8 protein-coding genes are annotated in these 13,466 nt (G+C 69.1%); 7 read left to right on the forward strand and 1 reads right to left on the reverse strand.

Annotated features, from left to right (window positions below; genetic code table 11):
- Positions 1-123 precede the first annotated feature (123 nt).
- The gene (locus tag AB0J06_RS05620; RefSeq protein ID WP_357424972.1) at positions 124-3,297 is read right to left on the reverse strand and encodes a cytochrome P450; all 3,174 of its coding nucleotides are present in this window, start codon (positions 3,295-3,297) and stop codon (positions 124-126) included.
- 792 nt (positions 3,298-4,089) lie between these two features.
- Here AB0J06_RS05620 and AB0J06_RS05625 point away from each other — a divergent pair.
- From AB0J06_RS05625 to AB0J06_RS05655, 7 genes are all read left to right on the forward strand, one after another.
- A complete protein-coding gene (locus tag AB0J06_RS05625) occupies positions 4,090-5,973 on the forward strand; it encodes a gamma-glutamyltransferase (RefSeq protein WP_357424974.1) in 1,884 nt (627 codons plus the stop codon).
- Positions 5,974-6,253: 280 nt separating this feature from the next.
- A complete protein-coding gene (locus AB0J06_RS05630) occupies positions 6,254-8,473 on the forward strand; it encodes a HAMP domain-containing protein (protein ID WP_357424976.1) in 2,220 nt (739 codons plus the stop codon).
- 39 nt (positions 8,474-8,512) lie between these two features.
- Positions 8,513-9,751: a poly-gamma-glutamate synthase PgsB gene (gene pgsB, locus AB0J06_RS05635; protein ID WP_357424978.1), complete on the forward strand. Its 1,239-nt coding sequence runs from the start codon at positions 8,513-8,515 to the stop codon at positions 9,749-9,751.
- Positions 9,751-10,236: a poly-gamma-glutamate biosynthesis protein PgsC/CapC gene (locus tag AB0J06_RS05640; protein WP_357424980.1), complete on the forward strand. Its 486-nt coding sequence runs from the start codon at positions 9,751-9,753 to the stop codon at positions 10,234-10,236. The genes pgsB and AB0J06_RS05640 overlap by 1 nt, the downstream gene beginning before the upstream one ends.
- Positions 10,237-10,268: 32 nt before the next feature.
- Positions 10,269-11,303: an NlpC/P60 family protein gene (locus AB0J06_RS05645; RefSeq protein ID WP_357424982.1), complete on the forward strand. Its 1,035-nt coding sequence runs from the start codon at positions 10,269-10,271 to the stop codon at positions 11,301-11,303.
- Between the two features lie 218 nt (positions 11,304-11,521).
- Positions 11,522-12,526, forward strand: coding sequence for a Gfo/Idh/MocA family oxidoreductase (locus AB0J06_RS05650; protein ID WP_357424984.1), 1,005 nt, complete (start codon positions 11,522-11,524; stop codon positions 12,524-12,526).
- A 4-nt stretch (positions 12,527-12,530) separates the two neighbouring features.
- Positions 12,531-13,466 carry a TIM barrel protein gene (locus tag AB0J06_RS05655; RefSeq protein WP_357424986.1) on the forward strand — a complete coding sequence of 312 codons (936 nt, stop codon included), beginning with the start codon at positions 12,531-12,533 and terminating at the stop codon, positions 13,464-13,466.

A 13,466-nucleotide genomic window follows, 5' to 3' on the forward strand; every position in this document is an offset into this window, starting at 1 on the left:
CGGACCCCTCGACCCTGACCCGTTCCGCACCCGCGCGCGGGTGTGGAACGGGAGTCGTCGACCTCGCGGTCGGCGGGTCGGGGAGCCCGGCGGGCACCCGTGACGGCATCGATCCTGGCTGGATCAGGCGAACACGTCGGCGACGTACCGTCCGTGCTCGAGCTCCATTTCGGTCATCCACGCGTCGGCCTGCTCGGCGCTGGCTCCGGTCGCCTCCGAGTAGATGCGGGCGCAGGTCTCGTGGACGGCGGGGGCCATGTGACGGCCGTCGCCGCAGACGTAGAACTGCGCGCCCTCCTGGACGAGGTCGATGATGTCGGCGCGGTCCGCCCATAGCCGGTCCTGTACGTACGTGACGCCATCCACCGGCGCGGCGGAGAACGCGGGACGAACCTCGACGACGCCCTGTTCGGCCCAGGCGGCGAGCTCGTCGCGGTAGAGGTAGTCGACGTCGGGGTGGTCACAGCCGAAGAACAACAGCGTCCGCGCCGGGGTGGTGTTCTGCGCCTGGGCCTGCAGGGCGCGGTCCTGGAGGAACCCCCGGAACGGCGCGATCCCGCTGCCCGCGCAGACCATGACGATGGGGGTGGTGAGCGACTGCGGGGGATGGAAGGCCACGTTCGAGGGCCGGACCGTGACCGGCACCTTGGTGCCGGGGCGGGCGTGGGCGAGGTACGTCGACGCGGCGCCCTGGTGGGTGCCGCTGCCGGACATGGCCGGCGCGTTGAGCAGCGCCACCGTCAGCGTGCAGTGATCCTCGCTCCACCGGGGGGACGAGGAGATCGAGTACTGCCGGGGTGCCAGCGGAGCGAGCATCTGCAGGAACGACGCGAACGCGAGCTGGCACGAGGGATACCGTTCGAGCAGGTCCAGGACGGTGACGCGCCGGTCGAGCACCTCGGTGGTGTAGGCCGCGGCGTCGTCACAGAGAGCGTGCAGGGCCTGCTTGTCCGGCGGGCAGAGGGTCGCGGCGGCGAGCTGTTCGATCTGCTTGCGCGTGGCGGGCTGGGAGAGCTCGACGTAGCTGGCGATGAGTTCGCCCGCGGTGACCGGGGTGTCCGTGGGCAGGAACGTCTGGCTGCCCTCGCCGACCCTGACGACGGTCTGGGCGTCGTACGCCAGCCCGAAGCGGCTCAGCACGCGGTCGACGACGGTTGCCGGGTTCAGCGGCAGGACGGCGAGGTAGTCGCCGGCCCGGTAGCTGGCGCCCTCGGGGAGGGCGATCTCGATATGCCGCTTGGAGCGGGCGTACGGGGCGCTCATGTCGACCAGTTCCCGGTTGGCGACGATGGTGCCCATCTGCAGCCGGTTCTGCCGTAGGAGGGGGTCGCGGGTAGCGCCGACGAACTCGACGTGCAGCAGCGGTGCGGCGGCGGGAGCCTGCGCATCCTGCCCGAACTCGGTGCTGACCGGGCCCCAGAATCCGGCGTACCAGTCCTCGAAGTCGCCGAAGAAGTCCCCGCGCGCGTTCGCCTCGCCCCGCTCGACCAGCCGCCGCGCCCCCGCACGGGCAAGATGCTGATCGACCGCCGCGGGTACGGCCTGGTAGGTGCGCGCCCAGTCCTTGTTGCCGCATCCGAACACGGCGTAGCGCACGCCGTCGAGCGCTCCGTCGGGCAGTGCCTGCACCCAGGACAGGAACGCGCGGGCGTTGTCCGGGGCCTGCCCCTCGTAGGAGGAGGTGACGATGACGACGGCGCCGTCGGTCGGCAGGTTCGCGGCCGCGCTGTCGAGGGTGCCGAGAGTGGCGCTGTAGCCGCGCAGTCCGGCGTCGTTGGCGATTCGCTGGGCAAAGGCCTCGGACGTGCCGGCGTTGGATCCGTAGAGCACCCGGAGTGGAACGCCGTTGGCCGCGGCCGGGGCCGCCTCGGACCGCGGGGTGGTTCGATGGGTGACGGGGCCGCTGACGATGTCGGTGTCGCGGCGACGGGCATGGATGAACAGGCCTTCGGGCTTGATCGTCAGCGTCTGCTTGATCTTCAGCTCGTAGTGCGGGTCGGCCGCGGAGAGGTCGAAGCGCTGCAGCAGCATCGCCAGGAAGAGCGTGGCCTCCTGCAGGGCGAATCCGCGGCCGATGCAGGAGCGCTGACCGTTGCCGAACGGCTTCCACGCGTTGGGCGGCAACTGCTGCGCCCGGTCGAACGCGAAACGGTCCGGATCGAAGGCCTCCGCGTCGGGACCCCACGCGGCCGGGTCCCGATGCAGCGTCGGTGTGAGCACCACCAGGATCTGTCCCCGGCGCACCCGGTAGCGCCCGCCCAGCGTGGTCTCGTCCTCGTGCGGTTGCACGGCGAACGCCGGGGCTGTGGGCCACAGCCGCAACGTCTCCTTCAGGATCTGATCGAGGTAGGTGAGCCGGGCGAGGTGTTCGAATCGCGGCGCATGGTCGCCCAGCACCTGCTCCACGTGCTCGCGGGCGCGGGCGAGAATCTCCGGGTGGCGCAGCAGCTCGTAGAGCGCGAATGTGAGCATCCCACTGGTGGTCTCGTGGCCCGCGATCAGGAACGTGACCAGTTGGTAGCGCACATTCTCGTCGGACAGGTGCTCACCGGTGCGCGGGTCGGTGGCGGTGAGCATCGTGTCGAGGATGTCCTGCTGCCCCGCGGGCAGGGGATGGCGCCGCCGCTCGTTGATGAGATGGTCGGCGACCTCATGCATCAGGCGCTTGTCTTCCTCGTACTGGTGCCGGGCGCGCAGCATCAGCCGGTTCTGTAGCGGCAGCCGTCTGGTCCGGTCGCCGGACTCAACGAGGGATCGCACCATGGCGCCGACGAAGGGATGCAGGTGATCCGAGTAGAGGCTGTTGAACCGGTAGCTGAACGAACACAGCGCGATGGTGTCCAGCGTCAGTCGCGTCGTGCTGTCTCCGACGTCGATGCGCTGGCCGGGGCCCTGGCGTTCCCACTTCAGCAGGAGTTGGTCGGCGATGTCCACCATGCCGTCGAACATCCCTTGTAGCGCCGCCGGTCCGAATGCGGGCATCAGGATGCGGTGCGCCGCGCCCCAGTTCGGTTCGGATGTCTCGGCGGTGAACAGGCCGTCCCCGGCGAAGTCACGCACCTGTCGTAGCGGTGCGCTCAGCATTTTGTCGAACCGGCTCTCGTCGCAGAGCTCATCGACCAGTTCCTGCGAACTGATTACGATCATGTCCCTGCCGGGCATCTGCAGCCGATAGATCGGCCCGTACTCCCCGGCCAGCTCCACCAGCCCCAGGACGCCCTTCTCCGAGTCGAGGTCGGGCAGGTTCCCCACCAGCGGTGTCGGCTTCGGCTGGGGAATGCGCAGAGACGTGCTCATGGTCCTCCTGAAAACGGACGGCGGGGTTTGCCCGGGGCGTCGACACCGGGTTCACACCGAGACGCGCTGGAGGCTATTGGATCAAGGGGCCGGTGTCGTCGGCGGGGCTGAGACAGGCCATCGCCGAGCTCGCGTCGTCAGTGCTTCCGGGCGGCTGCACGCGAAGTGGAAGGACACGGTGTCGACCCGCCATCGCGGGTGGCCGCCACTGGCGGCGGATCGCGGATGCGCAGGTGGGCGCGCAGGTCCGCGTCGGCCGACGGATCGGTCCGGCGGCGGGAGGTCCATGTCGGTGACGGTGGCCGGGTACGGCGGTGTGGCGCGGACGCGGGCGGACAACTGGTGTCGTCAGTGCCACACGTGTGTCCACAGTGGTGACAATCACGTCGGCGGGCGCGCGGCCGGTGGCGACCTGGGGCTCTCGGTGGGAGGCCCGTGCGGGAACGTCCACGACAGCCGGGCGCGGTTGCGCATGCTCGAGCCCGTCCCGGCGATCCGCGCCCGGGCTCGTCCCGACACGGCGCCAGCGCCAGCGCCAGCGCCAGCGAAGGATGCAACTGCATCGATCAAGTTAACCGGAGGTTGCTGAGGGTACAGGGATATCGCTGGCAGGTGCCCAAGCCGGGGGTGGCGCGACCAGTCGCGCGGTTGGTCGCACACCCCGTAGCGGGGAACGTGGTGGACGAACCTGACAGCCGGGACAATCGGCCCGCGACAGGTGAAAAGTTCTTGCGACGACGTCTTGACGTTCAGCTCGGCGCCCATACCGCATCGAGTTCGAAAGGTCCTTATATGTCTGCACGCAAGCTGCGCTACTTCATCCCGACGCTGGTGGCGACACTGGGTCTGGCAGCCGTTGTGATAGGACCCAGTGGCGCGGACACGGTGTCTTCGCGTGCCGATGGCTGCAAGAATCCGAAAGGACGACCAGCAGCAGATGCGACCGGCAAGAAATTCATGGTCGCGGCCGCGAATCCTCTCGCGGTCGAGGCTGGTTGTTCGGTTCTTGCCAAGGGTGGCAGCGCGGTGGATGCGGCAGTAGCCGTTCAGGCCGTCCTCACGGTTGTCGAGCCACATGCCTCCGGGCTGGCTGGCGGCACGCTCATCACCTACTGGGATGCCGATAAACGGACCGTCCGGTTCTTCGACGGTCTTGCCAGGGCTCCGAAGAGCGTGGCCCGAAACCTCAAAACCCCCACCGATCAGGAGCGCAAGGATTTCGGGGTCAATCGCTTCCCGGGCGCGGTCTCCGCAACCGGACGGGCCTTCGGTGTTCCGGGGACCGTCCGCGTGCTCTCGGATGTGCATGAGTTGTACGGCGCCCTCCGGTGGGATCAGCTCTTCGACGACGCCATCGGGCTGGCCGCGGGTGGCTTCCCGATGCCCCCGAACCTGCACGCCGGGCTCGGGGAGCGCGTCGACGGGTCGAAGCGCTGCGACTACGCGGACCTGCGTGTGCGTTACTGCCACGGTGACACGCCGAAGCCGGTGGGGGCGACGCTGTACAACGATGAGGTCGCGGAGGTGCTGCGGGAGATCCGGCAGGGGGGCGCGGACGCGTTCTACGATCCGAACGGCAAGATCGCTCCGGCGATCGTGGAACGTGCGGGCAGGGGCCCGTTCAAGCTCGTCGGGGACAAACAGGGCCCTGCGGTGATACCCAGTCTCATGACCGTGGACGACTTCGCCGACTACCGTGCGGTGGAGCGCGACCGGGTGTGCGGTGATGTTTTCAGGGTGGTCGTCTGCAGTTCCGCGCCGCCGGCGTTCGGAGGAGTGACCGTCCTGGAAATGCTCGGGATGCTCGACCGCGGCGAGGTGCAGACGACGGACCCCGGTTCGGCGAAGCGCACGCACCTCTCGCTCGAGGCCAGTCGTCTGGCGAACTTCGACCGCCGCGCCTACATCGGCGACCCGGATTACCGAAAGGTGCCCGTCGCCGGGCTGCTCAACAGCGGCTATCTCGACAAGCGCTTCTCGCTCTTCTCCGGTACCCGGGCGATCCATCCGGTTCGGCCCGGGAAACCTGCGGGAGCTGCCGCTCCCGCGGCCGCTCCCAGCGCTGACGCCAGTACCCAGGACGGCGGCAATCCAACGAGCAACATGAGCATCGTCGATGCCGACGGAAACGCCGTGTCCATGACGACGACCATCAACAGTCACTTCGGGTCGCACCTCGAGGCACGGGGGATGATTCTCAACGACGCGCAGAACAACTTCACGGACACCTCGTCGATCTCACCCGGCAAGGGGGTGAACGTGATGGAGCCGCGCAAACGACCCGCGGCGGCGATGGCGCCGACCGTCGTGCTCGACCGCGAGGCGAAGAAACTGAAGCTCGTGGTGGGCGCTGCCGGCGGCGGGCACATCCCTGACTATGTGACCCAAACGCTGGTCGGCGTGATCGTTGACGACATGGGGCCGGCCGAGGCGATCGCTCAGGGCCATTACAGCGGGCAGGAGATCACCGGTAACTGCCAAGGGGTAATTGGAGTGCCCTCCGAGCTCGAAACACAGAAGCCGGTCGCAGGAAACCTCGCCAAACTCAAGGCGCGCGGCCATCCTTGTGCCCGGGTCGTACCACTCAACAGCGGTATCACCGCGATCGAGGTTCGAGGGAATCGGCTTATCGGCGCGGCGGACCCGCGCAGGGATGGGACCGCGCTCGGGCGCTGACGCGCGGGACACGATTAGCCGGTCGCATCGCAGGCTTTCCTGCGCCGCGGCCGGCTACGGCCGTGGTGTCACCGCCGGCTCGGCAACAACGACCACGAATCAGAACCGCGGCGGCCGCGCAGTCCTGGCTCGGGCAGGGCGCGTTCACGAAGCTCGTCGGGGTACGTCTTCTATGCAGGCATCGCGTTCCAGCTTCCCGCGATGCGCGTCTCACCCCGGCGAGTCCGATCACCGAGCCGGACGGTGCAACTTCCGATGTTCGTTGGAAGGGAAGGTCGCCATGAAGAGAGAGGGCAGACCCGCACAGCATGCGCGTGACCGGCAGACCGACCAGTTGTCGCACGAGCAGGTGGTCGCCTCGCGGCGCCGCGCGCTTGACCAACAGCTACCGACCGCCGCGTTTCCCGCCGGCTCCGGTAAGCCATCGCTGGTCTACCTCTGGGCGACGATGTTCCTGGCGGCGGTCATGGTGCTGGGGTTTGCGCTCAACCACGAGCGGGGGGTGCCCCCGGCCGTGGTCGATTCGCAGCGGGACAACGTGTCAAAGCTGGCCGCCGGCATCGAGCTGCCGAGCGAGCACTCGATCGAGGACCTCGACCGGCTGGTCGCGGCGGGGGTAGCCGCGATGACGCCTGATGCCGAACTGCTCAACCAGGTGGTAGGGGACGCGTCGACCTGGAGCGGCGCCGCGATCGTGGAGACCTCGACCCGGCGCCCGTTGGCGGCGCTCGGCCCCGCGGTCCCCTTCGAGCTGCTGCCGCCGGCGCTCCCCGTCAACGCCACGTTCCCGATCGTGACCGCCGACGGCCCGTCGATGGTCCGCAGCACGACGCTGGACGCCTCACGGACGCTGCTGGCGATGCAACCGCTCGACATCGGCACCCCTCGGCTCAACTCCGATGCCCGCCAGGGCATCTTCGTGATCGCACCGGACGGCAAGAGCACCCTGATGCAGGGGGTCAGCGCTGTCGACGAGGTCCATTTGCCGGTGGTGTTCCGCGGGCTCGCACAGTCCGAGTCCCGCGACAGCCACCCGATCACCGTGACCGAATGGCCGGACCAGCAGCTGGTCGTCTCGTCCGCACCGGTGGGGGATACGGGTCTGACGGTGGCATCCCTGATCGTCGCAGACGTGACGGGCGGCACCTCCACCACCCGCGGCGCGGTGCTCGGCCTGATCCTGCTGGCGATGGCGGGGCTGAGTTTCCTGCTGATGCGGGTTTCGCTGGTCGGGCCGGTCCGGGCGCTGTTGAACTACGTCAAGGGCGATGCCTGCGGCGCGGTGACCAAGAAACGGCAGCGGCTGCGCGTCGCGGAGGCGCACCGGATCGTGCGGGCGCTCGCCGTTACCTCCGGCGATCCCTCGGCTCCTGCCGCACGGCGCATGCGGTGGCGGCCGACCGTGACGCAGGGGCTGGCCGCCGCCACCGTGGTGGCGCTGCTGTGGCCGGCAGCGGCCGTGGCGACCACACTCGCGGCATCCGGGCCGTCGGTCCCCGATCAACTGGTCAAGGACGAGGAGAGCCGGGCGGAGGCGGCGAGCACCGCCCTGGGCAAGGCGTTGGACAACGGTCTGCAGCGGGTGACCCGCATCGCCGGGTCGCCCGACGTGACTGACCGGGCGGGGGCGACCGCGGCCCTCGACCGCGAGTTTGCCGACCAGCGCCGCTTCCGCGGTCTCTACCTGGTGAATCCGAGCGGGTCGGTGGTCAGCTCGGCCGGACGTGAGCCGCTCCGGGCGGCCAAGCCGCTGTCCGGTGAGGGCGGCATCGGTCTGGACGACCACACCTCGCGCCTGCCGGTGGTCTACGCCTTCCGGCCCGTCGCCAACGGCTTCGCGTTGGTGGGTGAGTTTGACATCGACTATCTGCTGGGGAGGATGCGCCAGGACCACGGGCGCGTACGCGTCGTCGACTCGGACCTGCGTACGGTCCTGGACTCGGAGGGTTTCCGGGCTTTCCAGGCGTTGCAGGGTGGCGCACGGCAGGCGGCCACCGAGGCGCTGACGGGCGCGACAGTCGGACGGGCGAAGACTCCCGGGGGCGATCCGGCACTGCTCGCCGCAGCCGGCCTGAGCGCGCCGAATACGGTCGCCCACCTGAAGTGGTCGGTCGTGGTGGAGCAGGACCTGGCCGGGCTGTTGCTGCCGGAAAGCTTCAGCCGGCGTTGGACGCTGCTGATCGCCGGTATCGCGGCGGGCATCGTGCTGCTCATTCAGGTGTGGCATTTCTACGTCTTCGCCCGGCCGTTGCGGCAGTTGGCCGGTGAAGCGGACCGGATCCGGACCGGCTCCTTCGACGTGCCGATCCCGCCGCAACGCCACGACGACGTCGGCGCGGTGGCGATGTGTCTGGAGATCTGCCGTCAGGTCCGGCACACCGGTCCTGACCGACTCGGCGGTGCGAGCCGGATGGGCGGCACGGGGGAGAACTGCGCGGTCTGCCCCCGCCTGCAGGAGCGGATCGGTCCTGGCCGCGCCGAGGGCTCTCCTCGCGACTGAGCCGAACGCCCCCGGCCGATCGGGGCGGAAGGAGTTGACGTGATCTACCTGTACACCGTTTTCGTCCTCTGCTGCCTGGCTCTGCTGGCTGCCGGCGTCATCGAGCAGCGAAACCACTACCGCAACCTGGACAAGATCGCGCAACGCGTGCTGGTCAACGGGATCCGGGGCAAGAGTTCGATCACCCGGCTCTGCGCCGGTGCGCTGCGCGGCGGCGAACGGGTCGTGGTGGCCAAGACGACCGGCACGGCCGCCAGGTTCATCTTCCCGGATGCCACGGAAGAGCCGGTGCATCGCAAGTTCGACATCGCCAACGTGGCCGAGCAGATCGGCATCGTCCGCCGGGCCGCCGTCTACCACCCGGATGCTCTCGTCATCGAGTGCATGGCGGTGATGCCGGCGTTGCAGGAGACCAATCAGAGCAAGCTGATCCGATCGACGATCGGGGTGCTGTGCAACGTGCGCGAGGACCATCTGACGGAGATGGGACCGACCTTGGACGATGTCGCCCGGTCGTTGAGCCGCTCGATGCCGGTGGGAGGTATCTGCATCACGGCCGAGCGGGAGCGGCTGCCCATCCTGCAGGAGGAAGCCGATCGGCGCGACTGCCGCCTCATCGCGGTCGACCCGGAGTCGGTGAGCGATCGTGAGATGGCCGGGTTCGGCTGGATCACCTTCAAGGAGAACGTCGCCATCGCGCTGGCCGTCGCCGAGCAACTCGGCGTCGACCGCCAGAGGGCACTGGCCGGCATGTGGGAGGCACCACCCGATCCCGGTGTCCTCGCGGTCGCACGGGTGATGCACGGCGACAAGCGGATCCGGTTCGCGAACATCTTCGCCGCCAACGACCCCGAATCCACCTTCATGAACATCCGGCAACTGGAGGACCAGGAGCTCATCAGTCGTCCGCTCACCATGGTGATCAACTGCCGCCCGGACCGGATCGAACGCAACGGTCAGATGGGCGAGATGAGCGCGCAGGTTCAACCGCAGACCATCGTGCTGATCGGCGAGGCGACCAAGAGCGCGCGGAACACGGTGCCCGGGGAACTTCAGGACCGGGTCGTCGACCTCGGCGGCAAGCTCGTCCCGGACCGCCTGCTCGAAGGCGTGACCGCAGCAACGCCGGACGGCTCCTCCATCATCGCGGTGGGGAACATCCACGGCCAGGGGGAGGTGCTGCTCCACGAGCTGGAGGCCCTGCCGAGTTGGTCCTGCGAGGACGGCTCACCATCCGCCCGGACGCCTCGTACGAACACGCGGGAAAGGATCCGATGATGACGTACAACGGAGAGTTCAGCGCGCCGCTGGCCACTGCGAACCTCGGCATCGGACTGGTATTCGCGCTGCTGTGCTACCTGACCACCAACCTGTCACCGGGCGGCATGATCTCCCCCGGTTGGATCGCTCTGACGCTCATCGAGGATCCGCTGCAGGCCGGGATCATCGTGGTGATGACCGTGGTCACGTACTTCCTCACCCGACTGATGCAGCGGGTGGTGATCCTCTACGGAAAGCGGCTGTTCGCGGCGATCGTGCTGCTCAGCGTCTTCCTGCAACTGACCCTGTTCGTCATCGTCCAGCGTGACTTCCCACTGCTGTTCGCCCACCAGACGCTGGGCTTCGTCATTCCCGGACTGATCGCGTACCAGCTCGTGCGTCAGCCACCGAAGGCCACCATTCTGGCCACCATCATCGTGACCGCGATGACATTCGGTGTCGCGTTCAGCGGCGTTGTCGCCGGTTTCGTGCCGGTCACCTGACAGCTCACCCGACGATCAGAGAGGAGATGGGCATGAAATACCGGAAGACTCTGCTGAGTGCCGCGGGGATCGCTCTGCTGGTCGCTGTCGCCACGACCACCTATGTCGTGGCGCGACCGTCGCCGGCGGACCAACCGGCGCTCACTCTTGGTACGGGAAAGGGGTCCGAAAGCCCGACACACGGTACGTCGGGCTACAGCTACCGCCGATCGACGGCACCGGACCGTACGGAGATCATGGACTCGTCCGGAAACCCGGTCGCGATCATGACCGATGGCGCCCGGACCGCGCACATCTACGGTCCGCCCCGTACCTTCGACGAGCCGCGGTTCACCAGGGCGAAGGTGCACACCAAGCTCTGGGTCCGGCTCGCGCCGCAGGCGTGGCAGGCGGGCGCCGAATCGCAGAAGTGGTTCACCGACTGGCTCGCCGCGGCCCGCAACGACCGCTCGCCCGACGTTCTGGCAATCGCAAGGGAATACATGATCGGTGCTCCGGCGAAGAAGGACAACGAGGGACGGCAGTATTCGGGCGACGCCTCATTCGGGCCGCTCTCGGCCGACGATCCCGATGGGCGTGACGAGGCCTCCGACTTCTACGACTACCTCGGGGTGCGGTGGGAGTTCCCCGACGGCAAGAAGCAGAGGCCGTCACCGGAGCGCAAACTGGCGATCGACTGCTCCGGCTTCCTCCGGATGGTCTACGGTTACCGGCTCGGGTACCCCCTGCGTGGCACGAACACCGCGGGTGAGGGTCTTCCGCGCCGGGCGTACGCGATGGCCGAGGTGGGCCCCGGAGCCCAGCTGATGCCCAACTCCGGCCAGCGGGCCCAGGGGGTCGACCGCCTGCTCCCCGGCGACCTGCTGTTCTTCAACGCCGGGCCGGTGCTCGACGGCCACATCGAGCACTCGGGCATGTACCTCGGACGCGACGACCGTGGGCACCCCCGGTTCATGTCCAGCCGCGCCCAGGCGGACGGCCCGACGATGGGCGACCTCGCGGGCGAGTCCACGCTGGACGGTCGCGGCTACTGGGCGGAGCGGTGGCGTACCGCCCGTCGGATCTGACCGGCCAACCGACGGTGAAGGCACCGGCCGGCGCCGCCTGCGGGCGGCGCCGGCGCTGGCGCGATCCGGGTCGTGCCGAAAGACGTTACGTAACGATGTCAGGACAAGGTGTTGACGTGCTGTTCGCTGGGCGGGCAGGCTACACGCGACGGTCGGCGGCCGGACGGAGCATGCGACGGCAGGCACGACCTGACGACGGGTGATGGGACGGGACGCCGATGCGCATCGGGCTCGCGGGTGTCGGACGGATCGGTGCCTTCCATGCCAGGACGCTGGTGGGCTTTGGTGTGATCGACGAGCTCGTGGTCATGGACACCGACCTCGAGGCCGCCAAGGCCCTCGCCGACGAGCTCCGGGTGGAGGTCGCTCCGGACGCCGAGACACTGCTCGCGTCGCACATCGACGGCTTCGTGATCGCCACGGCCACCCCCGGCCACGCCCCCCTGCTGCGCCAGGGCATCGCCGCCGGCGTGCCGACGTTCTGCGAGAAGCCGGTCGCGGCCACCCTCGCCGAGACCATCGGACTGACCAACCTCGCCGCGGCCAGCAACGTGCCGGTGCACGTCGGCTTCCAACGGCGTTTCGACGCCGGCTACCGGCGCGCGCGGCGGGCCGTGGAGTCCGGCGAACTCGGCTTCATCCACAGCATCCGGGCCAACACCCACGACCAGTCCCCACCGCACGCGTCCTACATCCCGACCTCGGGCGGGATCTTCCGCGACTGCAACGTGCACGACTTCGACATCCTCCGGTTCGTCACTGGCCGCGAGGTGGCCTCCGTCTACGCGACCGGTGCCAACAAGGGCGCCCGCTTCTTCTCCGACGCCCGCGACATCGACACCGCAGGCGCCCTGCTGACCATGGACGACGGCACGATCGTCCTCGTCTCCTCGACCCGCTACAACGGCGGCGGCCACGACGTTCGCATGGAGGTCTTCGGCGACCGGGGCACGATCGCGGTCGGGCTGGACCACTCGCTGGCGATGCACTCGGCGGAGGCGGACGTGGACTTCCCGCGAGGCCCCCGGAAACGGTCGTTCATGGAACGCTTCCTCCCGGCGTACCGGGCCGAGCTAGCCGCGTTCATCGAGGTCGCGCGGGGTGGTCGACCGTCGCCGTGCACCGTCCGCGACGCACTCGAGGCATTCCGCGTCGCCGAGGCGTGCGAGCTCTCCCGGGCGCAGCGCAGGCCCGTCGCGCTCGCCGAGATCAAGGGGGTCTGAGGCGATGCCCGCTGCCAGCCCTGTCGCCGGGCGCGTCGCCGGGGCACCCATCTCCTGGGGCGTCTGCGAGGTCCCCGATTGGGGCTACCAGCTCGGACCGGAGATCGTGCTGCGCCAGATGCGTGAGCTCGGCCTGGCCGGCACGGAGTTCGGCCCCGACGGTTTCCTGCCCGATGACCCGCGGGCCAAAGCGGCGGCGCTGGCCGAGTTCGGCCTGAAGGCGGTGGGGCAGTTCGTCCCCGTCGTCCTGCACGACCCGGGACACGACCCGCTCCCCGACGTCGAGCGCGCGATGGAAGGGCTGGTCGCAGCCCACGCCTCGACCGTCATCATCGCCGCCGTCAGCGGCGTCAATGGCTACGACGACCGCCCGGTCCTCGACGAGTCCGGCTGGTCGACCCTGCTGGGCAACCTCGACCGCATCGCCGCTGCGGCATCCGGCCGCGAACTCGTGGCCACGCTGCATCCGCATGTCGGCACGATGATCTCCAGCGGCGAGGAGACCGAACGTGTGCTCGCCGGCAGCCGCATCGCCCTCTGCCTCGACACCGGGCACCTCCTCATCGGCGGTGGCGACCCCGTCGGCGTGGCGCAGCAGCACCCCCGGCGGATCGCCCACATCCACCTGAAGGACGTACGGATCGACTGGGCGTGCCGCGTGCAGTCCGGCGAGGCCACGTACACCGAGGCCGTGGCTGGCGGCATGTACGTTCCGCTCGGCCAGGGCGACGTCGACATCGGATGCATCGTGGCCGCCCTCGAGGGCAACGGATATGCCGGCTGGTACGTCCTCGAGCAGGACACCATCCTCGCCGGCGCGCCCGGCGACGGGGGAGAGGGGCCCGACCCGGCGGCGGACGTACGGGCGAGCATCCGGCATCTGCTCGCCGTGGCCGGTGACCCGGCCGCGACCAGCGGACCGAGTACGGCAGGGGCCTGA

The organism is Micromonospora sp. NPDC049679 (assembly GCF_040659735.1).
GTDB lineage: Bacteria > Actinomycetota > Actinomycetes > Mycobacteriales > Micromonosporaceae > Micromonospora_I.

Bases quoted from the DNA above. Each gene is read 5' to 3' on its own strand.
- AB0J06_RS05620 (WP_357424972.1), bottom strand. From the start codon at position 3,297: ATGAGCACGTCTCTGCGCATTCCCCAGCCGAAGCCGACACCGCTGGTG.
- AB0J06_RS05625 (WP_357424974.1), top strand. From the start codon at position 4,090: ATGTCTGCACGCAAGCTGCGCTACTTCATCCCGACGCTGGTGGCGACA.
- AB0J06_RS05630 (WP_357424976.1), top strand. From the start codon at position 6,254: ATGAAGAGAGAGGGCAGACCCGCACAGCATGCGCGTGACCGGCAGACC.
- AB0J06_RS05640 (WP_357424980.1), top strand. From the start codon at position 9,751: ATGACGTACAACGGAGAGTTCAGCGCGCCGCTGGCCACTGCGAACCTC.
- AB0J06_RS05645 (WP_357424982.1), top strand. From the start codon at position 10,269: ATGAAATACCGGAAGACTCTGCTGAGTGCCGCGGGGATCGCTCTGCTG.
- AB0J06_RS05650 (WP_357424984.1), top strand. From the start codon at position 11,522: ATGCGCATCGGGCTCGCGGGTGTCGGACGGATCGGTGCCTTCCATGCC.
- AB0J06_RS05655 (WP_357424986.1), top strand. From the start codon at position 12,531: ATGCCCGCTGCCAGCCCTGTCGCCGGGCGCGTCGCCGGGGCACCCATC.